Annotated in this window: 21 protein-coding genes and 1 riboswitch; of the genes, 18 read left to right on the plus strand and 3 right to left on the minus strand. The window is 63.0% G+C overall.

Annotation, left to right across the window (positions count from 1 at the left end; translation table 11 throughout):
* Positions 1–12: 12 nt before the first annotated feature.
* The 3 genes from cobW to NKH05_RS15805 all read right to left on the minus strand — a co-directional run bounded on the left by cobW (position 13) and on the right by NKH05_RS15805 (position 2,967).
* A complete protein-coding gene (gene cobW / locus NKH05_RS15795) occupies positions 13–1,065 on the minus strand; it encodes a cobalamin biosynthesis protein CobW (protein ID WP_023720753.1) in 1,053 nt (350 codons plus the stop codon).
* Entirely contained in the window at positions 1,062–1,496 is a 435-nt protein-coding gene (locus tag NKH05_RS15800; RefSeq protein ID WP_023720752.1) for a DUF1636 family protein, read from the minus strand. The genes cobW and NKH05_RS15800 overlap by 4 nt, the downstream gene beginning before the upstream one ends.
* Before the next feature lie 38 nt (positions 1,497–1,534).
* A riboswitch (cobalamin riboswitch) is annotated at positions 1,535–1,738 on the minus strand.
* Between the two features lie 29 nt (positions 1,739–1,767).
* Positions 1,768–2,967, minus strand: coding sequence for a winged helix-turn-helix domain-containing protein (locus NKH05_RS15805; protein WP_353025733.1), 1,200 nt, complete (start codon positions 2,965–2,967; stop codon positions 1,768–1,770).
* A 336-nt stretch (positions 2,968–3,303) separates the two neighbouring features.
* On the opposite strand from NKH05_RS15805, the gene NKH05_RS15810 reads away from it, so the two are divergent.
* From NKH05_RS15810 to NKH05_RS15895, 18 genes are all read left to right on the plus strand, one after another.
* Positions 3,304–3,669: an NADH-quinone oxidoreductase subunit A gene (locus NKH05_RS15810; protein ID WP_023720750.1), complete on the plus strand. Its 366-nt coding sequence runs from the start codon at positions 3,304–3,306 to the stop codon at positions 3,667–3,669.
* A complete protein-coding gene (locus tag NKH05_RS15815; protein WP_023720749.1) occupies positions 3,660–4,241 on the plus strand; it encodes a NuoB/complex I 20 kDa subunit family protein in 582 nt (193 codons plus the stop codon). Before NKH05_RS15810 ends, NKH05_RS15815 begins: the two co-directional genes overlap by 10 nt.
* A 5-nt stretch (positions 4,242–4,246) precedes the next feature.
* On the plus strand, positions 4,247–4,849 hold the full coding sequence (locus tag NKH05_RS15820; RefSeq protein ID WP_023720748.1) for an NADH-quinone oxidoreductase subunit C: 603 nt from the start codon (positions 4,247–4,249) through the stop codon (positions 4,847–4,849).
* Positions 4,850–6,040: an NADH-quinone oxidoreductase subunit D gene (locus NKH05_RS15825; RefSeq protein WP_023720747.1), complete on the plus strand. Its 1,191-nt coding sequence runs from the start codon at positions 4,850–4,852 to the stop codon at positions 6,038–6,040. It begins immediately after the preceding gene.
* Positions 6,037–6,444, plus strand: a complete 408-nt coding sequence (locus NKH05_RS15830; protein ID WP_352483044.1) for a hypothetical protein — start codon at positions 6,037–6,039, stop codon at positions 6,442–6,444. The genes NKH05_RS15825 and NKH05_RS15830 overlap by 4 nt, the downstream gene beginning before the upstream one ends.
* A gap of 35 nt (positions 6,445–6,479) precedes the next feature.
* Complete coding sequence (nuoE, locus tag NKH05_RS15835) at positions 6,480–7,550, plus strand: NADH-quinone oxidoreductase subunit NuoE (RefSeq protein ID WP_352496386.1); 1,071 nt, start codon at positions 6,480–6,482, stop codon at positions 7,548–7,550.
* Positions 7,551–7,560: 10 nt separating this feature from the next.
* Entirely contained in the window at positions 7,561–8,865 is a 1,305-nt protein-coding gene (gene nuoF / locus NKH05_RS15840; RefSeq protein ID WP_352483047.1) for an NADH-quinone oxidoreductase subunit NuoF, read from the plus strand.
* A 78-nt stretch (positions 8,866–8,943) separates the two neighbouring features.
* On the plus strand, positions 8,944–9,639 hold the full coding sequence (locus tag NKH05_RS15845; RefSeq protein ID WP_352483048.1) for a helix-hairpin-helix domain-containing protein: 696 nt from the start codon (positions 8,944–8,946) through the stop codon (positions 9,637–9,639).
* Between the two features lie 74 nt (positions 9,640–9,713).
* Entirely contained in the window at positions 9,714–11,795 is a 2,082-nt protein-coding gene (gene nuoG / locus NKH05_RS15850; RefSeq protein WP_352483050.1) for an NADH-quinone oxidoreductase subunit NuoG, read from the plus strand.
* A 2-nt stretch (positions 11,796–11,797) separates the two neighbouring features.
* A complete protein-coding gene (gene nuoH / locus NKH05_RS15855) occupies positions 11,798–12,841 on the plus strand; it encodes an NADH-quinone oxidoreductase subunit NuoH (RefSeq protein WP_352483051.1) in 1,044 nt (347 codons plus the stop codon).
* A complete protein-coding gene (gene nuoI / locus NKH05_RS15860; protein ID WP_023676622.1) occupies positions 12,841–13,332 on the plus strand; it encodes an NADH-quinone oxidoreductase subunit NuoI in 492 nt (163 codons plus the stop codon). The genes nuoH and nuoI overlap by 1 nt, the downstream gene beginning before the upstream one ends.
* Positions 13,333–13,450: 118 nt before the next feature.
* A complete protein-coding gene (locus NKH05_RS15865; protein WP_352483053.1) occupies positions 13,451–14,071 on the plus strand; it encodes an NADH-quinone oxidoreductase subunit J in 621 nt (206 codons plus the stop codon).
* 1 nt (position 14,072) lies between these two features.
* Positions 14,073–14,381 (plus strand): NADH-quinone oxidoreductase subunit NuoK, encoded by a 309-nt coding sequence (nuoK, locus tag NKH05_RS15870; protein ID WP_023676620.1) that lies wholly within the window; start codon positions 14,073–14,075, stop codon positions 14,379–14,381.
* Positions 14,382–14,391: 10 nt separating this feature from the next.
* Positions 14,392–16,365 carry an NADH-quinone oxidoreductase subunit L gene (gene nuoL / locus NKH05_RS15875; RefSeq protein ID WP_352855241.1) on the plus strand — a complete coding sequence of 658 codons (1,974 nt, stop codon included), beginning with the start codon at positions 14,392–14,394 and terminating at the stop codon, positions 16,363–16,365.
* Positions 16,365–17,870, plus strand: coding sequence for an NADH-quinone oxidoreductase subunit M (locus NKH05_RS15880; RefSeq protein ID WP_353025736.1), 1,506 nt, complete (start codon positions 16,365–16,367; stop codon positions 17,868–17,870). Before nuoL ends, NKH05_RS15880 begins: the two co-directional genes overlap by 1 nt.
* A gap of 17 nt (positions 17,871–17,887) precedes the next feature.
* A complete protein-coding gene (gene nuoN, locus NKH05_RS15885) occupies positions 17,888–19,324 on the plus strand; it encodes an NADH-quinone oxidoreductase subunit NuoN (protein WP_023720737.1) in 1,437 nt (478 codons plus the stop codon).
* Positions 19,325–19,328: 4 nt separating this feature from the next.
* On the plus strand, positions 19,329–20,150 hold the full coding sequence (locus NKH05_RS15890) for a biotin--[acetyl-CoA-carboxylase] ligase (RefSeq protein ID WP_352855243.1): 822 nt from the start codon (positions 19,329–19,331) through the stop codon (positions 20,148–20,150).
* A gap of 84 nt (positions 20,151–20,234) precedes the next feature.
* Positions 20,235–21,905, plus strand: coding sequence for a ribonuclease J (locus tag NKH05_RS15895; RefSeq protein WP_023720735.1), 1,671 nt, complete (start codon positions 20,235–20,237; stop codon positions 21,903–21,905).
* Positions 21,906–21,953 lie beyond the last annotated feature (48 nt).

Genomic DNA, 21,953 nt, shown 5'->3' on the forward strand with positions numbered 1-21,953 from the left:
TCGTACCTGGGATCAGCCGGCGAGGATACGCTCGATCGCCGGGCGGTTCAGCCCTTTCAGGCCGATGACGACGAGGCGCGAGCGGCGATCGTCTTCAGCGGTCCAGGCGCGGTCGTAATAGTGGTTGACGCGCGGACCGACGGCCTGCAGCAAGAGCCGCATCGGCTTGCCGCCGACGTCGACGAAACCCTTGACGCGCAATACGTTTTCTTCCTCCGCCGCCGTGGCGACGCGTTGTGCCAGCTCGTCCGGATCGGACACCGACGCAATGTCGATGACGAACGAGTCAAAGTCGTCATGTTCGTGGTCGAGCTCGTCGTCGTGATGGGTCTTGCGGTTCTCGATGTCGTCCTCGACGGCGAGACCAAGGCCGAGCAGCACCGACGGATCGACCTTGCCTTGCGAGGTCGGCACGATCTTCACCGCCCGCGCAACATGCTTGCCGATGACGGCATTGGCGCGCGCCGCGCCGGCTGCGTCCAGCAGGTCGCTCTTCGACAGGATGATCAGGTCGGCACAAGCGAGCTGGTCTTCGAACACCTCCTCGACAGGATCGTCATGGTCGAGCGTCTCGTCCTGCGCGCGCTGCGCCTGCAGGGCGTCCATGTCGTTGGCAACGCGGCCATCAGCCAGCGCCGGCCCGTCGACGACGGCGATGACGCCATCGACCGTGACGCGGCTTTTCACCGACGGCCACTGGAAGGCCTGGACCAGCGGCTTGGGCAGGGCCAGCCCGGACGTCTCGATCAGGATGTGGTCGACCTTCGGCGTCAGCGACAGGATCTGGTCGAGCGCGGGGACAAAGTCGTCGGCGACAGTGCAGCAGATGCAGCCATTGGCCAGCTCGACGATGTTTTCCTCGGGGCAAGTGTCGATGCCGCAGCCCTTCAGGATCTCGCCGTCGATGCCGATATCGCCGAACTCGTTGACGATGATGGCCAGGCGCTTGCCTTTGGCGTTTTCGAGCAAATGGCGGATCAGCGTCGTCTTGCCGGCGCCGAGAAAGCCGGTGACGACGGTGCAGGGGACGCGCGAAACGTTGGCGGCCGAATCTGGGGAAGTCATATCAAGTCCTTCAAAAGGTCGAGGGGAGGGATGCGGGCAACCAAGCCGCGCTTCAGGCAATCGGGACGGCCGCGCCACGGAATGAGGCCGTCCGTCGAAGTAGCGAACAGCTTTGCCCCCGTCACCAGATCGGTGCCGCTGGTCGTGGTCAGGTCGCCGAAGACATAGCTCCAGCAGCCGTCGCGCAGCATCGCGGCGCTGAGCCGGCGCTTGCAATTGCCGAGGCATTCGACGGTGCGGATTTTAATGTTTTCGCTGGAAGCGGCGCGGCGCGTGTGCTCGGCGAGCAGTTCGCCGGCGCGGGGATAAGCGTCCGAACCGGTCTCGTCACGGCAGGACGAGCAGACGATGACGGTAACGCCGGCCGGGGAATCACCATGGCCGGACAATAAATCCGCTGTCTCAGCCGGAAAACTGCTGTCGCGTTCCAAATCAGGCTCCTTGCCCGGAAAACCCGCCAGGCGATCGGATTCTTATGTCCTAGACGGCAGGTCTCCTGGCTCGCGGGTCATCGCCTGGGTGCCGCCTTCCCGGGAATATCCCAGTGGTTTTCGGCCTTGGCTCGTCGCTTACAGTTGCGGGGACAGCCGCGGATTTGAAATCGAGATTTCGCACCGCATTCCCTCTTGGCCCTTGCCGTTGCGGGCAGGGGACCGTCTGGAACGGATTTAGGCTTGTGAAGGCAGTCGTGTCAACGCACGTCTATGACGCGGCGATATCTGCGAGCGGCTGGCCGAGGTCGCCGGCAGCCGTCACCTCGATGCGCTCGAGCCCGAGCCAACCCTGCATCTGCTTCAATTCCTCGAAAAGGGCGGCGGCAGTTTGCGGCGGGGCGCCGGGCTCCGAATAGGCGGCATGGACGCGCAATACGCCGGCCGGGCGGTCGGCCCTGAGGTCGACGCGCCCGACGATGCTGTCGCCGAGCAGGAACGGCAGCACATAATAGCCATACTGGCGCTTTTCGGCCGGCGTGTAGATCTCGATGCGGTAGTGGAAGTCGAACAACCGCTCGGTGCGCGACCGCTCGAAGACGACGGGATCGAACGGCGCAAGCAAGGCGCGCGCCTCGATCCTGCGCGGCAAACGGGCGTCCTTGTGGAGATAGGCTGTTTTGCTCCAGCCTTCGACGCTCACCGGCAACAGGTCGCCAGCCTCGACCAGTTCCTCGATGCGGCCCTTGATGTCGGCGGGCGAGAGGCGGAAATAGTCGCGCAGATCGCCCGCCGTGGCGACGCCATGGGCGCGGGCGGAGATGCGCAGCAGTTCGCGGTGGGCGTCCGCGGGGGACGGAACTGGCAAAGCGAGTACCGTTGGCGGCAGCACGCGCTCCGGCAGATCGTAGAACCGCTCGAAACCACGCCGGTGCGCCGTGGTGATGCGGCCCGCCCAGAACAGCCATTCGAAGGCATGCTTGGCATGGCTCCAGCCCCACCAGCCGCCCGAGCCCTTCTGGCCTTCGAAAGCCGACGCCGCGATCGGGCCTCGTTCAGCGACCTCGCGACAGATGTCCTCAATGTAGGCGGCGTGCTCGCGGCCCCATTTTGCCAGTCCGCTGTACATTTCCTCGCCGCGCTCGGCCCGCCGCATGCGCCAGCGCATCAGCGGATAGGTCTCGACGGGCAAGAACGAGGCTTCATGCGCCCAATATTCGAAGACCATGCGCTTGCGTGTCACCGCGGCGTCGTCGAGCAGCGCCAGCTTGTAGGGGCCAAGCCGCGAATAGAGCGGCATATAATGGGCGCGAACCACGGCGCTGACGGAATCGATCTGCAGCAGGCCGGTACGTGCAAGCACCCGGGCCAGATGCCGGCGGTCAGGCGTGCCGCTGGGGCGCGGGTCATTGAATCCCTGTGCCGCAAGCGCAATGCGACGGGCCAGGGCAAGCGAGATTTTTTCTTTCATGAAGGCGGTATCCGGACGATGTTAGACAGAGAAAATGACCTGCGATTCCGCCCCATGCTAGCAAGGTTTTGGCGGCATCTATGTCAGGAGAGAAAAGTGGAGTGAAAAGTGAAGGAAATCAAACAGGAGCGGATCGGACCAGTTTTCCCGGATATGCCGTCCAGCACCGCGATTTGAACAAGGTTTGACTTGCTTCGCCGAAAGCGCTGCGCTAACCCTCGCCGCGTTGCAGCATAGAGCCCCCTTAAAACGGTTCAGTGGTTAATCTGTCACGCTTCCGCAAGTGGGTCCGGTGCTGTAATCAGAGTGGATTGGCCGCCAACGGAAAACTGCAGCATGAACGCACTTTTAGGTTCGTACCTGCCCATCGTCCTGTTCATCGGCGTGGCGCTGGTCGTCGGCCTGGCGCTGCTCGCCGCACCGTTCCTGGTGGCTTACCGCAACCCCGATCCGGAAAAGCTTTCCGCCTATGAGTGCGGCTTCAACTCGTTCGACGACGCCCGCATGAAGTTCGACATCCGCTTCTACCTGGTGTCGATCCTGTTCATCATCTTCGATCTGGAGGTGGCCTTCCTGTTTCCTTGGGCAGTGTCGTTCAGTCAGATCGGCATGCTCGGTTTCTGGTCGATGATGGTGTTTTTGGCGGTGCTGACCATCGGCTTTGCCTATGAATGGAAAAAAGGAGCGCTGGAATGGGATTGAACGACAGTTCCGGCACGCTCGTCGCGCCGAAGCCCAAGGGCCTCATCGACCCCAACACCGGCAGACCGGTGGGGGAGGATGATCCGTTCTTCCTGGAGATCAACAACGAACTCGCCGACAAGGGTTTTCTCGTCACTTCGACCGAGGCGCTGATCACCTGGGCGCGCAGCGGCTCGTTGATGTTCATGACCTTTGGCCTCGCCTGCTGCGCCGTCGAGATGATCCACACCTCGATGCCACGCTACGACAGCGAGCGTTTCGGTGTCGCGCCGCGCGCGTCTCCGCGCCAGTCCGACATCATGATCGTCGCCGGCACGCTGACCAACAAGATGGCGCCGGCGCTGCGCAAGGTCTACGACCAGATGCCGGAGCCGCGCTACGTCATCTCGATGGGCTCCTGTGCCAATGGCGGCGGCTATTATCATTATTCCTATTCGGTGGTGCGCGGCTGCGACCGCATCGTGCCGGTCGACATCTACGTGCCCGGCTGCCCACCGAGCGCTGAAGCGCTGCTCTACGGCATCCTTCTGCTGCAGAAGAAGATCCGCCGCACCGGCACGATCGAACGGTGAGCGGCATGACCCAGGCGTTGAATGACCTCTCGACCTATCTTGGCGAGAAGCTGACCGGCCGGATCGGCGAAGCGGTGCTCGCCTATGGCGAACTCACTATCTCGGTCGAGCCGCGCGACCTGATCGAGGTGGTGACCTTCCTGCGCGACGACCCGAAATGCCAGTTCATTTCGATCATCGACGTTTGCGGCGCAGATTATCCGTCGCGGGCAAAGCGCTTCGACGTGGTCTATCACCTGCTGTCGCCGAGGCAGAATATCCGCATCCGCATCAAGGTCCAGGCCGACGAAGAGACGCTGGTGCCGTCGATCACCGGCATATATCCCGGCGCGGACTGGTTCGAGCGCGAGACCTACGACCTCTATGGCGTGCTGTTTTCGGGCCATCCCGATCTGCGCCGGATCCTGACCGACTACGGCTTCGAGGGCCATCCGCTGCGCAAGGACTTTCCGCTGACCGGCTTCGTCGAGGTGCGCTACGACGACGAAGCCAAGCGCGTCATCTACGAGCCGGTCGAGCTCAAGCAGGAATTCCGCAATTTCGATTTTCTGTCTCCGTGGGAAGGTACGGATTACGTGCTTCCGGGAGATGAGAAGGCAAAGCAGTAAATGGCTGAAACCTCCGTTCGCAACTTCAATATCAATTTCGGCCCGCAACACCCTGCTGCGCATGGCGTTTTGCGCCTTGTGCTGGAGCTTGACGGAGAAGTCGTCGATCGCGTCGATCCGCATATCGGGCTTTTGCATCGCGGCACGGAAAAGCTGATCGAGCACAAGACTTATCTGCAGGCCGTGCCCTATCTCGACCGGCTCGACTATTGCGCGCCGATGAACCAGGAGCATGCCTTTGCGCTCGCCGCCGAGCGGCTGCTCGGTATCGAGGTGCCGAAGCGCGGGCAGCTTATTCGAGTTCTCTACTCCGAGATCGGCCGCATTATGTCGCACATCCTCAATGTGACGACGCAGGCGATGGATGTCGGCGCGCTGACGCCGCCGCTCTGGGGTTTTGTCGAGCGCGAAAAGCTGATGGTGTTCTATGAGCGCGCCTCGGGCTCGCGCATGCACGCGGCCTATTTCCGGCCGGGCGGCGTCCACCAGGACCTGCCGCAGAAGCTGATCGAGGACATCGGCAAGTGGATCGACCCGTTCCTGAAGTCGGTCGACGACCTCGACGCGCTTTTGACCGGCAACCGCATCTTCAAGCAGCGCAATGTCGACATCGCTACCGTCTCCCTGGCCGACGCTTGGGCCTGGGGCTTTTCCGGCGTCATGGTGCGCGGCTCGGGTGCGCCGTGGGATCTGCGCAAATCGCAGCCCTACGAATGCTATGCCGAGCTGGACTTCGACATTCCGATCGGCAAGAACGGCGACTGCTTCGACCGTTATCTGGTGCGTATGGAAGAGATGCGGCAGTCGGCGAAAATCATGCGCCAGTGCGTCGACCTGTTGCTCGGTAAGGAGGGCAGCGGGCCGGTGTCTAACCTCGACGGCAAGGTGGTGCCGCCGAAGCGCGCGGCGATGAAGCGCTCGATGGAAGCGCTGATCCATCACTTCAAGCTCTACACCGAAGGCTACCGCGTTCCGGCCGGCGAGGTCTATGCCGCGGTCGAGGCGCCGAAGGGCGAGTTCGGTGTCTATCTCGTCTCCGACGGCACCAACAAGCCCTACCGCTGCAAGCTGCGCGCCCCCGGCTTTGCGCATCTGCAAGCGATGGACTTTTTGTGCCGCGGCCACATGTTGGCCGACGTCACCGCCGTTCTCGGCTCCCTCGACATCGTGTTTGGTGAGGTCGATCGGTGAATCGCATTCTGAGCCTCATGTTAATCGTCATTGCTGTCGCAATGCACCCTGCATATGCAATCGAGTGCGGAGCGTCTATCGATGCTTCCGATCTTGTGAAGCAGCACTTCAAGCTGAGCTACGTCACGCTTGGCATGCAAGAAAGTGCGACAGCAGAATCCGCCGATGTCGATGCTTTCTATTTCAAGAGAGATACATGCGAGTGTAGCGTCGCAGCGCCGGATGGCGCGAGTTTCTCTAAGGCGGAGGTATCGGCAGCCGCTTCCGGCAAAACAGGGTTCGCGCGGCTTGTTGCTCGCTTGGCTGGTAAATCCGGCGTTTGCCCGCCTGTCATGACAAATTCGCCGACTTTCCAATGTTTCGACGGTACGGCGAAACTTTGTAAGGAGGCCGCAGCAAGATGACGAACCTATACGTCTTTGGTGAGGTCGATCGCTAAATGTCAGTCCGCCGTCTCGCAGAAGCCAGCCTCCAGCCAGCCTCCTTCGCCTTCAACCGGGCGAATGCGGCAGCGGCGAAGCAGTGGATCAAGCAATATCCGAAGGGGCGCGAGCAATCCGCGATCATCCCCTTGCTGATGCTGGCGCAGGAGCAGGAAGGCTGGGTGACCAAGGCGGCGATCGAGACGATCTCCGACATGCTCGGCATGCCCTATATTCGCGGGCTAGAAGTCGCCACCTTCTATACGCAATACCAGCTCAATCCGGTCGGCACCCGCGCGCATGTCCAGGTCTGCGGCACCACGCCCTGCATGCTGCGCGGCTCGGAATCGCTGATGGATGTGTGCCGCTCGAAGATCCATCACGACCAGTTCCACACCAACGACAAGGGCACGCTGTCGTGGGAGGAGGTCGAATGCCTCGGCGCCTGCGTCAACGCACCGATGGTTATGGTCTTCAAGGACACATACGAGGATTTGACGCCGGAGCGGCTTGCCGAGATCATCGACCTCTATGACGCCGGCAAGGGTGCTTCGGTGACGCCAGGACCGCAAAACGGCCGCGTCACCTCAGAGCCGGCCAGTGGCCTGACGACCCTCAAGAGTGAAAAGGCGATCCTGAAGGCGACCCGCGACCGGGAAACCAGGGCGGCGACCAAGGCCGCCAAGGAAGCGGCGCCGGCGGCTGCCGCCGCAGCACCCGCGGCGCCGGCCCCGCCAGCCGCTTCTGCCGCGCCGGCGCCGGTTGCGCCCTCGAATGCCAGCAAGCCGAAGACCGACGCTGTCGAGACCAGTCCGGCGCTGAAATCGCCATCGGCGACAAAAGTCGCGCCCGCGGCGGAAAAGGCGGCGAGCGTTGCAGCGCCGCTGCATTCGGCCGCCAATGCCAACAAGGCCGAGCCGCAGGTCGAGGACGTCTCGAAACAGCGCAAAGGCCCCAAGAACAAGGCCGAGCCGGCGTCTGCGTTCAAAGCGCCGGAGGCCAAGGTTAAACCGGCGAAGACTGCCGCCAAGGCGGCCACGCCGTCGCCCGGAAACAAAAGCCGGCCGACCGGCAAGAAGCCGGTCTGAGGAACGAGCAATGCTTCAGGACAGAGACCGCATCTTCAACAATATCTACGGCCGCTTCGACAAGTCGCTGGCCGGCGCCATGGCGCGCGGTGCCTGGGACAACACGCCCGGCATCATCGCCAAGGGGCGCGAGTGGATCGTCAATGAGATGAAGGCCAGCGGCCTGCGCGGACGTGGCGGCGCGGGCTTCCCGACCGGGCTGAAATGGTCGTTCATGCCCAAGCAAAGCGACGGCCGGCCGAGCTATCTCGTCGTCAATGCCGACGAGTCCGAGCCCGGCACCTGCAAGGACCGCGACATACTGCGCCACGACCCGCACACGCTGGTCGAAGGCTGCCTGCTTGCGGGCTTCGCCATGGGCGCGGTCGCCGCCTACATCTATGTGCGCGGCGAGTTCATCCGCGAGCGCGAGGCGCTGCAACGCGCCATCGACGAGGCCTATGCGGCCAAGCTGATCGGCAAGAACAACACCTCCGGCTATGATTTCGACATCTACATGCATCATGGCGCCGGCGCCTATATCTGCGGCGAGGAAACGGCGCTGCTCGAAAGCCTCGAGGGCAAGAAGGGCCAGCCACGGCTTAAGCCGCCATTTCCGGCCAATGTCGGCCTCTATGGCTGCCCGACGACGGTCAACAATGTCGAGTCCATCGCTGTCGCGCCGACCATCCTGCGCCGCGGTGCCGCCTGGTTCTCGTCCTTCGGCCGGCCCAACAATGTCGGCACCAAGCTGTTCTGCATCTCCGGCCACGTCAACAATCCGTGCACCGTCGAAGAGGCGATGTCGATCCCGTTCCGCGAGCTGATCGAGACGCATTGCGGCGGCATTCGTGGCGGCTGGGATAATCTGCTGGCGGTCATTCCGGGCGGAGCGTCGGTGCCGCTGGTGCCGGCCGAGCAGATCATCGACGCGCCGATGGATTTCGACGCGCTGCGCGACCTGAAATCGGGCCTCGGCACGGCAGCTGTCATCGTCATGGACAAATCGACCGATATCGTGAAAGCGATCGCGCGGCTTTCCTATTTCTACAAGCACGAAAGCTGCGGCCAGTGCACGCCCTGCCGTGAGGGCACCGGCTGGATGTGGCGGGTGATGGAACGGCTGGTGCGCGGCGAGGCGCAGAAGCGCGAGATCGACATGCTGCTCGATGTGACCAAGCAGGTCGAGGGCCACACGATCTGTGCGCTTGGCGACGCGGCGGCATGGCCGATCCAGGGCCTGATGCGACATTTCCGCGGCGAGGTGGAGCGGCGCATCGACGAGTTTTCGCGCAACGCACACCGCGCCGAACCGGTGCTGGCGGCGGCAGAATAGAAGAATTCAAAAATGCGGGCGAATGTCCGAGACGAGGAAACGAGCGCGGGGCAGACGGAAACGACCAGGAGACCACCTATGTCGCTGTTTTCGACACCCGACGATTTTACGCCCGATATGGACCCGTTGTTGAAGATGAACCAGGATCTGACCAGGATGATGCCGAAGGAGATGGCCAATGCCGTCAATCTCCTGGCGCATCCTGTCGCGAGTGCGGCGGCGATGGCGGCACTCGGCATCGGTCTTGCCAACCACGCCTTTGGCATCTGGATGGGCGTGCTTTCGGGCGCGGCCGAAACTTCGCAGCGGCTTTGGCAGCCGGTCGCCGAGGATTTCGAAGCCAGGACGGAACGCTTTTCCGCGACCGGCAAAAGCTCCTCGACAAAGGCGCGCGCAGCGACCAAAACCCTGATTGCCGAGGCGCAGTCCTTCGCCAATGACGTGACCGACATTGCGACGAGCACCGCGGCGCGGAGCTTGGCGAATGCGAGCACCGTTGCAGCGGATGCCTCGGCCGGGCTGATGCCGGAAGATTTCAAGCAGCCCAAAGCGATGGACCGGCCAGCTGAGCCGGCCGACCTCAAGGCGATATCGGGCATCGGGCCGAAACTGGAAAAGGTGCTGAACGGCCTTGGCATCTGGACATACGCCCAGATCGCCGCGTGGACGCCGCAAGAGATCGCCTGGGTCGAAGATTACCTGTCGTTGAAGGGCCGCATCGGCCGTGACGGCTGGATCGGTCAGGCGGCCGCGTTGGCCGGGGTCAAAAAGTGAATTCAATATCGTGCGCGGTCTCGGCTGCGTCCGGAAGGAAAGATTGCGGAACGTCCGCAGGGGTTTGAGGCGAAATGGCAAAGCTCAAGGTCGACGGGAAAGAGATCACTGTACCCGACCATTACACGCTGCTGCAGGCGGCCGAGGACGCCGGCGCGGAAGTTCCGCGCTTTTGCTTCCACGAGCGGCTGTCGATCGCCGGCAATTGCCGCATGTGCCTGATCGAGGTCAAGGGCGGGCCGCCCAAGCCGCAGGCGTCTTGCGCCATGGGCGTGCGCGACCTGCGCCCCGGCCCGAACGGCGAGCCGCCGGAAATCTTCACCAACACGCCGATGGTCAAGAAGGCGCGCGAAGGCGTGATGGAATTCCTGCTGATCAACCATCCGCTGGATTGCCCGATCTGCGATCAGGGCGGCGAGTGCGACCTGCAGGACCAGGCGATGGCGTTCGGCGTCGATTCCTCGCGCTACCACGAGAACAAGCGGGCGGTCGAAGACAAGTATATCGGGCCGCTGGTCAAGACGATCATGAACCGCTGCATCCATTGCACGCGCTGCGTCCGCTTCACCACCGAGATTGCCGGCATATCGGAACTCGGTCTGATCGGCCGCGGCGAGGATGCCGAGATCACCACCTATCTCGAAAGCGCGATGACTTCGGAACTGCAGGGCAATGTCATCGACCTTTGCCCGGTCGGTGCGCTGACTTCCAAACCCTACGCCTTCCAGGCACGGCCGTGGGAACTGACCAAGACCGAATCCATCGACGTCATGGACGCCGTCGGCTCGGCGATCCGCGTCGATAGCCGAGGCCGCGAAGTGATGCGCATCCTGCCGCGTACCAACGAGGCGGTGAACGAGGAATGGATTTCCGACAAGACCCGCTTCATTTGGGACGGCTTGCGCACGCAGCGCCTCGACCGGCCCTATGTGCGCAAGGACGGCAGACTGGCCCCCGCAAGCTGGGCCGAGGCTTTTGCCGCGATCAAGGAAGCGGTGTCGAATGCCGCACCCGAAAAGATCGGTGCCATTGCCGGCGATCTTGCCGCCGTCGAGGAGATCTACGCGCTGAAGCTTCTGATGGCTTCGCTTGGCTCGAAGAACACCGACTGCCGCCAGGACGGTGCCGCACTCGATCCGTCGCTCGGCCGGGCGAGCTATGTCTTCAACCCGACCATCGAAGGCATCGAACAGGCCGATGCGGTGCTGATCATCGGCGCCAATCCGCGCTTCGAGGCGTCCTTGCTCAACGCCCGCATCCGCAAGCGCTGGCGGGCCGGCAATCTGCCGGTCGGCGTCATCGGCGATGTCGGCGATACGCGCTATGATTACGAGCAGCTCGGCGCCGGGCCGGAATCGCTGAAGGATCTTGCCGATGGCAACGGCAAATTCTTTCAACTGCTGAAGAAGGCGACGCATCCGCTGATCATCGTCGGCCAGGGTGCGCTGGCGCGTCCGGACGGCGCGGCCGTGCTCGGCCAGGCGGCGAAGCTCGCCGTCGCCGTCAACGCCGCAAGGGCCGACTGGAACGGCTTTGCCGTACTGCACACCGCGGCGGCGCGGGTCGGCGGCCTCGATGTCGGCTTTGTGCCGGGCGAGGGCGGCAGGAACGTCGCCGGCATGCTGGGCGAGACCGATGTGCTGTTCCTGCTCGGCGCCGACGAAATCGACATGGCCAAGACCGGCGGCGCTTTCGTCGTCTATATCGGCACGCATGGCGACAAGGGCGCGCATCGCGCCAACGTCATCCTGCCGGGTGCCGCCTATACCGAGAAGTCGGGCACCTTCGTCAACACCGAAGGCCGCGTGCAGCAGACCAACCGGGCCGGCTTCGCGCCCGGCGAGGCGCGCGAGGACTGGGCGATCCTTCGGGCACTGTCGGATGTGCTCGGCAAGAAGCTGCCGTTCGATTCGCTGCCGCAATTGCGCGCTAGGCTCTATGCGGAATACCCGCATCTTGCCCGCATCGACCATGTCGCGGCCGGCGACCCGGCCGACATCGCCAGGGTGGCCAAGCTCGGCGGGCGGCTGAACAAGGGCACCTTCACCTCGCCGGTCAAGGATTTCTACCTGACCAACCCGATCGCGCGGGCTTCCGCGGTGATGGCCGAGTGCTCGGCTTTGGCGAAGAACGGCTTCAGGCAGGCGGCGGAGTAGACATGGACACCTTCTTCTCCTTCTACGTGCTGCCGGCGCTGCTGATCCTTTTGAAGTCGGTCGTGCTGATCGTCGTTCTGTTGATCTTCGTCGCCTATGTGCTTTACGCCGACCGCAAGATCTGGGCGGCGGTGCAATTGCGCCGCGGACCGAACGTCGTCGGCCCATGGGGCACGCTGCAGGCCTTCGCTGACCTTTTGAAATTCGTCTTCAAGGAGCCGGTGATTCCGTCCGGCGCCAACAAGGGCGTTTTCCTGCTGGCGCCGCTGGTGTCGGCGGTGCTTGCGATCTCAGCCTGGGCGGTGATCCCGGTCAATGAGGGCTGGGCCATCGCCAACGTCAATGTCGGCATCCTCTACGTCTTCGCCATCTCCTCGCTCGAGGTCTATGGCGTGATCATGGGCGGCTGGGCGTCCAATTCGAAATACCCGTTCCTCGGTGCGCTGCGCTCGGCGGCGCAGATGGTGTCCTACGAAGTCTCCATCGGTTTCGTCATCGTCACCGTGCTGCTTTGCGTCGGCTCGCTCAACCTGACCGATATCGTTTTGTCGCAGCAGGATGGGCTGGGCACGAGGATCGGCCTGCCCAATACCTTCCTCGACTGGCATTGGCTGTCCCTGTTTCCGATGTTCATCGTCTTCTTCATCTCGGCGCTGGCGGAAACCAACCGTCCGCCCTTCGACCTCGTGGAAGCCGAATCGGAACTCGTCGCCGGCCATATGGTCGAATATTCCTCGACGCCGTTCCTGTTGTTCTTCCTGGGCGAATATGTCGCCGTCGTCCTGATGTGCGCACTGGCCACCATCCTGTTCCTTGGCGGCTGGCTGCCGCCCTTCAATTTCGCGCCGTTCACCTGGGTGCCGGGGCTGATCTGGTTCGTGCTCAAGGTCTGCCTGGTGTTCTTCATGTTCTCGATGGTGAAGGCGTTCGTGCCGCGCTATCGCTACGACCAGCTGATGCGGCTCGGCTGGAAGGTCTTCCTGCCGATCTCGCTGTTCATGGTGGTCGCCACCGCCGCCTTCCTCAAGATCACGGGGTTTGCCTGATGTCAGCATTGTCCCAGGCCGCCAAGTCACTGCTATTGCAGGATTTCGTCAGTGCTTTCTTCCTGTCGATGCGCCAGTTCTTCGCGCCGAAGGAGACGATCAATTATCCGCATGAGAAGGGGCCGGTCAGCCCGCGCTTCCGTGGCGAACATGCGCTGCGCCGCTATCCGAACGGCGAGGAACGTTGCATCGCCTGCAAATTGTGCGAGGCGATCTGCCCGGCGCAGGCCATTACCATCGAAGCCGGCCCGCGCCGCAATGACGGCACGCGGCGCACCGTGCGCTACGACATCGACATGGTGAAATGCATTTATTGCGGCTTCTGCCAGGAAGCCTGCCCGGTCGACGCTATCGTCGAGGGGCCGAATTTCGAATTCGCGACGGAGACGCGCGAGGAGCTTTATTACGACAAGGACAGGCTTCTGGCCAATGGCGACCGCTGGGAGCGTGAACTTGCGCGCAACATCTCGCTGGATGCGCCTTACCGCTGATATTTGACGCATGGACGGGGCGAGGGGCCTCGTTTAAGGAACACGCAACTTGCCGGCCGGAGGCGGTGGCAAAAAACAGGACGAATGTCCTGTTCGGACAGGAAACCCGGGGGAACCCATGCTGAGTGGACTAGAGGCGGCCTTTTTCTACCTCTTCGCCTTTGTCGCGGTGGCGTCGGCGTTCATGGTCATTTCGGCGCGCAATCCTGTGCATTCGGTGCTGTTCCTGATCCTGACCTTCTTCAACGCCGCCGGCCTGTTCATGCTGACCGGCGCCGAGTTCCTGGCGATGATCCTGCTCGTCGTCTATGTCGGCGCGGTTATGGTGCTGTTCCTGTTCGTCGTGATGATGCTCGACGTCGATTTCGCCGAGATGAAGGAAGGCGCCCTGCAATACGCGCCGATCGGCGCGCTGGTCGGCCTGATCCTGGCAGCGGAGCTGATCATCGTGCTCGGCGGCTACACATTTGCGCCGAAACTGGCGGCGACGGTTTCGAAGCCCATCCCGGACCTGGCCGCGCGCTCCAACACGGCGGCGCTCGGCGACATCCTCTATACGGATTACCTCTATTACTTCCAGGTGGCGGGGCTGGTGCTGCTGGTCGCCATGATCGGCGCCATCGTGCTGACGCTGCGCCACAAGCCGGGCGTCAAGCGGCAGTCGATCGCCGCCCAGGTCGGCCGCACGCCGGTAACCGGAGTGGAAATCCGCAAGGTCAAGACGGGCGAAGGAGTCTGAGATGGTCGTCGGCATCGCGCACTACCTGACCGTATCGGCGATCCTGTTCACGCTCGGCGTGTTCGGCATCTTCCTGAACCGTAGGAACGTCATCGTCATCCTGATGTCGATCGAGCTGATCCTGCTTGCGGTCAACATCAATTTCGTCGCCTTTTCGGCGGCGCTCGGCGATCTGGTCGGCCAGGTGTTCGCACTGTTCGTGCTGACCGTCGCGGCGGCCGAGGCGGCGATCGGCCTTGCCATTCTCGTCGTCTTCTTCCGCAACCGCGGCTCGATCGCGGTTGAAGACGTGAACATGATGAAGGGTTGACGGAACCACCATGTATCAGGCCATCGTCTTCCTTCCGCTGCTCGGCTTCCTGATCGTCGGCCTGTTCGGCACCTCGCTCGGCGCCAAGGCTTCCGAATACATCACCTCCAGCTTCCTGGTGATCGCGGCTGTGCTGTCGTGGGTCGCCTTCTTCTCGGTCGGCTTCGGCGGCGGCGAGGTGTTCACCGTGCCGGTGATGCGCTGGATCCAGTCGGGAGGCCTCGAAGCGTCGTGGGCGCTGCGGATCGACACGCTGACCGTAGTGATGCTGGTCGTCGTCAATACGGTGTCGGCGCTGGTCCATATCTACTCGATCGGCTACATGCATCACGACCCGGACCGGCCCCGCTTCTTCGCTTATCTGTCGCTGTTCACCTTCGCCATGCTGATGCTGGTGACGGCCGACAACCTCGTGCAGATGTTCTTCGGCTGGGAAGGTGTCGGTCTGGCCTCCTATCTGCTGATCGGCTTCTGGTACAAGAAGCCGTCGGCCAATGCGGCTGCGATCAAGGCCTTCGTCGTCAACCGCGTCGGCGATTTCGGCTTCGCGCTTGGCATATTCGGCGTGTTCGTGCTTTTCGGCTCGGTCAATCTCGGCACCATCTTCGCCAATGCGGCGACGTTCATTCCGGCCGAAGGCGCGCAGCAGGGTCCGGCCGTACTGACCTTCCTCGGCTATGCGCTTGATAAGCAAGCCGCGATGACAGTCGTCTGCCTGCTCCTGTTCATGGGCGCCATGGGCAAGTCGGCGCAGGTGCCGCTGCACACCTGGCTGCCGGATGCCATGGAAGGCCCGACGCCGGTCTCGGCGCTGATCCATGCCGCTACCATGGTGACGGCAGGCGTGTTCATGCTGGCGCGGCTGTCGCCGCTGTTCGAGCTGTCGCATTCGGCGCTGACCGTGGTCACCTTCATCGGCGCCTTCACCGCCTTCTTCGCGGCGACAGTTGGCCTCGTCCAGAACGACATCAAGCGTGTCATCGCCTATTCGACCTGTTCGCAGCTCGGCTACATGTTCGTGGCGCTCGGCGTCGGCGCCTATGGCGCGGCGATCTTCCATCTGTTCACGCACGCCTTCTTCAAGGCGCTACTGTTCCTCGGCTCGGGTTCGGTCATCCACGCCGTCTCCGACGAGCAGGACATGCGCAAGATGGGCGGCCTGAGGACGCTCATCCCGACGACCTACTGGATGATGGTGATCGGCACGTTGGCGCTGACCGGCGTCGGCATCCCGGTGACGATCATCGGCACGGCCGGTTTCTTCTCCAAGGACGCCATCATCGAAGCCGCTTTTGCCAGCCACAATGCGGTCGCCGGGTTTGCCTTCATATTGCTGGTCGTTGCCGCCTGCTTCACCTCCTTCTATTCCTGGCGGCTGATCTTCATGACCTTCCATGGCGAGCCGCGGGCCAGCCATGAGGTGATGCACCATGTCCATGAATCGCCGCCGGTCATGCTGGTGCCGCTGTTCATCCTGGCGGCAGGCGCCCTGTTCGCCGGCGTGATCTTCCACGGCGCCTTCATCGGCGAGGGCTATGCCGAATTCTGGAAGGTGTCGCTGTTCACGCTGCCTGACAACCACATCCTGCACGAGATCCACGAACTGCCGCTTTGGGTCGAGCTCGCGCCGTTCATCGCCATGCTGATCGGCTTTGCGATAGCCTGGCAATTCTACATTCGCGCGCCGGAAATGCCTCGGAGCGTCGCGGCCAACCATCGCCTGCTCTACGCCTTCCTGCTCAACAAATGGTATTTCGACGAGCTCTACGACTTCCTGTTCGTGCGGCCGGCAAAGCGCCTCGGCAGCTTCCTGTGGAAGACCGGCGACGGCACTATCATCGACGGGCTCGGGCCGGACGGCATCTCGGCGCGCGTCGTCGACGTCACCAACCGCGTCGTCAAGCTGCAGACCGGCTATCTCTATCACTATGCCTTCGCCATGCTGATCGGCGTTGCCGCACTCGTCACCTGGATGATGCTCTGATGACCGCCTGGCCGATCCTATCGCTGGTCACCTTCCTGCCGCTGGTTGGTGTGTTGCTCATCCTTTTCGTGCGTGACGACAGCGACAATGCGCGCCGCAACATCCGCGCCATTGCGCTGTTCACGACCGCCTTCACCTTCGTGGTTTCGCTGTTCATCTGGACCGGCTTCGACAATTCGCAGCCCGGCTTCCAGTTCGTCGAGAAGTTTGCCTGGCTGGATTCCGGCATCTCCTACCATATGGGCGTAGACGGCATCTCCATGCTGTTCGTCATCCTGACCACCTTCCTGATGCCGCTCTGCATCCTCGCTTCGTGGGAATCGATCGAGAAGCGCGTCAAGGCTTACATGATCGCCTTCCTGTTGCTCGAGACGCTGATGATCGGCGTGTTCTGCGCGCTCGACATCGTCTTGTTCTACGTCTTCTTCGAAGCCGGCCTGATCCCGATGTTCCTCATCATCGGCGTGTGGGGCGGCAAGCGGCGCGTCTATGCCTCGTTCAAGTTCTTCCTCTATACGCTGGCCGGCTCGGTGCTGATGCTGCTCGCCATCATGGCGATGTTCTTCCAGTCCGGCACCACCGACATCCCGACGCTTCTGACCCACAACTTCCCGGCCAATATGCAGACCTGGCTATGGCTTGCCTTCTTCGCTTCCTTTGCGGTGAAGATGCCGATGTGGCCGGTGCATACCTGGCTGCCGGACGCCCATGTCGAAGCGCCGACGGCCGGCTCGGTGATCCTGGCCGCCATCCTGCTCAAGATGGGCGGATATGGCTTCCTGCGTTTTTCGCTGCCGATGTTTCCGATCGCATCCGAAATGTTCGCGCCGCTGATCTTCACGCTCTCCGTCGTCGCCATCATCTACACCTCGCTGGTGGCGCTGATGCAGGAGGACATGAAGAAGCTGATCGCCTATTCGTCGGTCGCCCACATGGGCTTCGTTACCATGGGCATCTTCGCGATGAACCAGGAAGGCGTCCAGGGTTCGATCTTCCAGATGCTTTCGCACGGCCTGGTCTCAGGCGCGCTGTTCCTCTGCGTCGGCGTCGTCTACGACCGCATGCACACGCGTGACATCGACGCCTATGGCGGGTTGGTCAACAACATGCCGAAATATGCAACCGTGTTCATGATCTTCACCATGGCCAATGTCGGCCTGCCCGGCACCAGCGGCTTCGTCGGCGAGTTCCTGACCATGCTCGGCGTGTTCCGGGTCAACACCTGGGTGGCGTTCTTCGCCGCCACCGGCGTCATCCTGTCGGCGGCCTATGCGCTCTGGCTCTACCGCAAGGTGATCTTCGGCGCATTGACCAAGGAAAGCCTGAAAGGCCTGCTGGACCTGTCGACACGCGAGAAGGTGATCATCTATCCGCTGGTCGCGCTGGTCATCTTCTTCGGCGTCTATCCGGCGCCGATCTTCGACGCGACGGCCGAATCGGTCAAGGCGCTCGTCACCAATGTCACTGCATCCATCGGCGCCGCGCAGACCGCGGCGGCGAACTGACTGGGGTTTTGCGAACCATGACGCCGGACCTTCTCTCCAGCCTGTCGCTCTCGACGCCAGAGCTGATCCTCGCCATCGGCGCCTTGGCGCTGTTGATGCTCGGCGCCTATTCGCGCGCCAACACCACCGTCACAGTGAGCGGCCTTGCCGTCGCCGTGCTGGTGATCGCTGGCGCCTGGCTGATCTTTTCCCCGGGGCAGGGCAACGCCTATGGCGAAGCCTTCATCCAGGATCCGTTCGCCCGCTTCATGAAGGTGTTGGCGCTAATCGGCTCGGCGGTGACGCTGGTCATGTCGGTCCGCTTTGCCCAGGCGGAGCATTTCGACAAGTTCGAATATCCGGTGCTGATCCTGCTCTGCACGCTCGGCATGATGCTGATGATCTCGGCCAACGGCATGATCGGGCTCTATCTCGGCCTCGAGCTGCAGTCGCTGGCGATCTACGTGCTGGCGGCGATCAACCGCGACAGTCTGCGTTCGACCGAGGCCGGCCTGAAGTATTTCGTCCTTGGCGCGCTGTCTTCGGGCATGCTGCTTTACGGCATCTCGCTGGTCTACGGCTACACCGGCAATACCGGCTTCCAGGAGATCGCCGCGGCGCTGAGCGGCGGCGAGCGCCAGCTCGGCCTCGTCTTCGGCCTGGTTTTCGTGCTGGCCGGCCTTGCCTTCAAGATCTCGGCGGTGCCGTTCCATATGTGGACGCCCGACGTCTATGAAGGTGCGCCGACGCCGGTGACGGCTTTTCTGGCGGCGGCACCCAAAATGGCGGCGATGGCGCTGATGGTGCGCGTCACCATGGGCGCCTTCAAGCCGATCGCCGCCGACTGGCAGCAGATCATCGTCTTCATCTCGATCGCGTCGATGGCGCTCGGCGCCTTTGCGGCGATCGGCCAGACCAACATCAAGCGGCTGATGGCCTATTCCTCCATCGGCCATATGGGCTATGCGCTGGTCGGCCTTGCCGCCAACAGCCAGGACGGCGTGCGTGGCGTCGCCATCTACATGCTGATCTACCTGGTGATGACGCTCGGCACCTTCGCCTTCATCCTCGCCATGCGGCGCAAGGAGGGCAATGTCGAGCAGATCAGTGATCTCGCCGGCCTGTCGGCGACCAACCCGATCATGGCGACGATCCTCACCATCCTGATGTTCTCGCTGGCCGGTATCCCGCCGCTCGCCGGCTTCTGGGGAAAATGGTACGTGTTCCTTGCCGCCATCAATGCCAATCTCTACGCGCTGGCGATCATCGGCGTGCTGGCCTCGGTGGTGGGCGCCTATTATTATCTGCGCATCATCAAGATCATGTGGTTCGACGAACCGGTCGGCGGCTTCGTTCCGATGGCGACCGAACTGCGCGTCGTGCTCGGCGTCTGCGGCGCCTTCGTGCTGTTCTATGTGCTGATCGGCGGCCCGATCGGAACCTATGCCGCTGCCGCAGCCAAGACCTTCTTCTGACGGAATGACATTCAGGCTGGCTCCAACCGCGGCTTCGGAAGGGTTCCGGCTCGAGGCGCACGACACGGTCGGCTCCACCAATGCGCTGGCGCTGGAGCACGCGCGGGCCGGCGATCCGGGCAAGCTCTGGGTCGTCTCAAAAAAGCAGGAAGCCGGGCGTGGCCGCCGTGGCCGCGCCTGGGCGACGCCCGAAGGCAATCTGGCAGCGACGCTGCTGGTGATCACCAACGCCGAGCTTCGGCTTGCCGCGACGCTCGGCTTCGTTGCCGGACTGGCGCTGGCCGACGCGCTCGACGCTGTCGTGCCGAAGGGCAGGATCGCGATCGGCCTCGATGGTGCGAGCCAAGGCAAGAACCGTTTCGAGCTGAAATGGCCGAACGATGTGCTTGCCTCGGGCGCCAAGCTCGCCGGCATCCTACTGGAATCGGCGATGCTGGAGGGGGGCCGTTCCGCAGTGGCTGTCGGCATCGGCGTCAATGTGGTGGCATACCCTGAGGATTTGCCCTATCCAGCGACGTCGCTCAACGCGCTGGGGTCTGCTTGCGATGCCGAGACGCTGTTTCTGGCGCTGTCGGATGCATGGAGCGAGAATGCTCGGCTGTGGAACGAAGGGCGTGGGCTTGCCGCCGTCAGGCAGCGGTGGCTGGCGCGTGCGGCGGGGCTTGGCGGGCAGGTTGCTGTCAGAATTGACGGTAATGTGGTGCGCGGCACCTTCGAGACCATTGACGAGGACTGCCGTTTCGTGATCCGCGACGATGAAGGTTCGGTTCTGACGATCGCCGCCGGCGACGTGCATTTCGGCGCGGTTGCCTCGGCCGGCGGTTGACTGGCCAATACGTTTGACTGGCCTGTATTTGACCAGCTTGAATTTGACCGGCCCAAGAGTTTGACGGGCAAGGAAGGAAAGATCATGGCGAAAGCGGAAAACGCCGAACTTGTCTTCGTGCCGCTCGGCGGTGTCGGTGAGATCGGCATGAACTTCGCCCTCTACGGCTATGGCCCGGCCAATGCGCGCGAATGGATCGTCGTCGATGTCGGCGTCACCTTTCCCGATGCAACCCTGCCCGGCGTCGACCTGGTGCTGCCCGACACGCGCTTCATCGAGGAGAATGTCGCCAATCTGCGCGGGATCGTCATCACCCATGCGCATGAGGACCACTACGGTGCGCTGCACGACATCTGGCCGAAGCTCAAGGCGCCGGTGTGGATGACGCCGTTCAGCGCCGGCCTGCTGGAAGCCAAGCGGCAGGGCGAGCAAGGGGCGCCGAAAATTCCGGTGACGATCTACCGGGCCGGCGAGAAATTCACCGTCGGTCCGTTCGAGATCGAGGCCATCCCCGTCGCGCACTCCATTCCCGAGCCGATGTCGCTGGCGATCACCACTCCGGCCGGCGTCGTCATCCATACCGGCGACTGGAAGATCGATCCGGCGCCGACGGTGGGGCCGATGACCGACGAGTCACGCTTCCGCGCCTATGGCGACAAGGGCGTGCTGGCGCTGATCTGCGATTCCACCAATGCGTTGCGGGAAGGGGAATCGCCGTCCGAAGTGGCGGTGGGCGAGGGCATCAAGAGCGTCATCCAGAACGCCAAGGGCCGTGTCGCCGTCACCAGCTTCTCCTCCAATGTCGGGCGCATCGTCTCCATCGCCAAGGCAGCGCGGGATGCCGGCCGCCAGTGCCTGGTGCTTGGCCGCTCGATGAAGCGCGTCATCGATGTGGCTGATGAACTCGGCTATATGGACGGCTTGCCGGAATTCATCGCCGAGGAAGATTACGGCTTCATCCCGCGCGAAAACCTCGTCATCATCTGTACCGGCAGCCAGGGCGAGCCGCTTGCCGCACTCGCCAAGCTGTCGCGCGACGAGATGAAGTCGGTGGCGCTGACTGCCGGCGACACGGTGGTGTTTTCCTCGCGCACCATTCCCGGCAATGAGAAGGCGATCCTCGAGATCAAGAACCGCCTGATCGATCTCGGCATCAAGATCATTGAGGACGGCGATGCGCTGGTGCATGTCTCCGGTCATCCGCGCCGCAGCGAATTGCGCAAGATGTATGAATGGGTGCGGCCGCAGATCGGCGTTCCCGTGCATGGCGAGGCGGCGCATCTGGTGGCGCAGGGCTCGCTGATGTCGACGTCCGGCATCGGCCAGGTGGCGCAGGTGCGCGACGGCGACATGCTCAGGCTCTATCCGGGTGCGGCTGCGATCATCGACCAGGTGCCGTTCGGCCGCATCTACAAGGACGGAAGGCTGGTCGGCACCGACCAGGCGATGGGCATTCGCGACCGGCGCAAGCTGTCCTTCGCCGGCCACGTCGCCGTCAATGTCGTGCTCGACGACAAATACGAACTCGCCGGCGATCCCGATCTCGTCGCCATCGGCGTCGCCGAGGCCGATGGCAGCGGCGAGAGCCTGGAAGACCTGATGATCGATGCGGCAATCGGCGCCGTGGACTCCATCCCCCGCCAGCGCCGAAAAGACCTCGACCTGGTCCAGGAGGCGGTGCGGCGCGCGGTGCGCGGCGCGGCCAACGAAGCCTGGGGCAAGAAGCCGCTGGTGACGGTGTTCGTCACGCGGTAAGGGAATAGGGGAGTAGGGCAGTACGGCAGTAGGGGAGAAAGTAGTTTT

The organism is Mesorhizobium sp. M1399 (genome assembly GCF_040317735.1).
GTDB lineage: Bacteria > Pseudomonadota > Alphaproteobacteria > Rhizobiales > Rhizobiaceae > Mesorhizobium.

Coding starts and splice junctions, on each gene's coding strand:
- cobW (WP_023720753.1), bottom strand. CDS start 1,065: ATGACTTCCCCAGATTCGGCCGCCAACGTTTCGCGCGTCCCCTGCACC.
- NKH05_RS15805 (WP_353025733.1), bottom strand. CDS start 2,967: ATGAAAGAAAAAATCTCGCTTGCCCTGGCCCGTCGCATTGCGCTTGCG.
- NKH05_RS15810 (WP_023720750.1), top strand. CDS start 3,304: ATGAACGCACTTTTAGGTTCGTACCTGCCCATCGTCCTGTTCATCGGC.
- NKH05_RS15815 (WP_023720749.1), top strand. CDS start 3,660: ATGGGATTGAACGACAGTTCCGGCACGCTCGTCGCGCCGAAGCCCAAG.
- NKH05_RS15820 (WP_023720748.1), top strand. CDS start 4,247: ATGACCCAGGCGTTGAATGACCTCTCGACCTATCTTGGCGAGAAGCTG.
- NKH05_RS15825 (WP_023720747.1), top strand. CDS start 4,850: ATGGCTGAAACCTCCGTTCGCAACTTCAATATCAATTTCGGCCCGCAA.
- nuoE (WP_352496386.1), top strand. CDS start 6,480: ATGTCAGTCCGCCGTCTCGCAGAAGCCAGCCTCCAGCCAGCCTCCTTC.
- nuoF (WP_352483047.1), top strand. CDS start 7,561: ATGCTTCAGGACAGAGACCGCATCTTCAACAATATCTACGGCCGCTTC.
- NKH05_RS15845 (WP_352483048.1), top strand. CDS start 8,944: ATGTCGCTGTTTTCGACACCCGACGATTTTACGCCCGATATGGACCCG.
- nuoG (WP_352483050.1), top strand. CDS start 9,714: ATGGCAAAGCTCAAGGTCGACGGGAAAGAGATCACTGTACCCGACCAT.
- nuoH (WP_352483051.1), top strand. CDS start 11,798: ATGGACACCTTCTTCTCCTTCTACGTGCTGCCGGCGCTGCTGATCCTT.
- nuoI (WP_023676622.1), top strand. CDS start 12,841: ATGTCAGCATTGTCCCAGGCCGCCAAGTCACTGCTATTGCAGGATTTC.
- NKH05_RS15865 (WP_352483053.1), top strand. CDS start 13,451: ATGCTGAGTGGACTAGAGGCGGCCTTTTTCTACCTCTTCGCCTTTGTC.
- nuoK (WP_023676620.1), top strand. CDS start 14,073: ATGGTCGTCGGCATCGCGCACTACCTGACCGTATCGGCGATCCTGTTC.
- nuoL (WP_352855241.1), top strand. CDS start 14,392: ATGTATCAGGCCATCGTCTTCCTTCCGCTGCTCGGCTTCCTGATCGTC.
- NKH05_RS15880 (WP_353025736.1), top strand. CDS start 16,365: ATGACCGCCTGGCCGATCCTATCGCTGGTCACCTTCCTGCCGCTGGTT.
- nuoN (WP_023720737.1), top strand. CDS start 17,888: ATGACGCCGGACCTTCTCTCCAGCCTGTCGCTCTCGACGCCAGAGCTG.
- NKH05_RS15890 (WP_352855243.1), top strand. CDS start 19,329: ATGACATTCAGGCTGGCTCCAACCGCGGCTTCGGAAGGGTTCCGGCTC.
- NKH05_RS15895 (WP_023720735.1), top strand. CDS start 20,235: ATGGCGAAAGCGGAAAACGCCGAACTTGTCTTCGTGCCGCTCGGCGGT.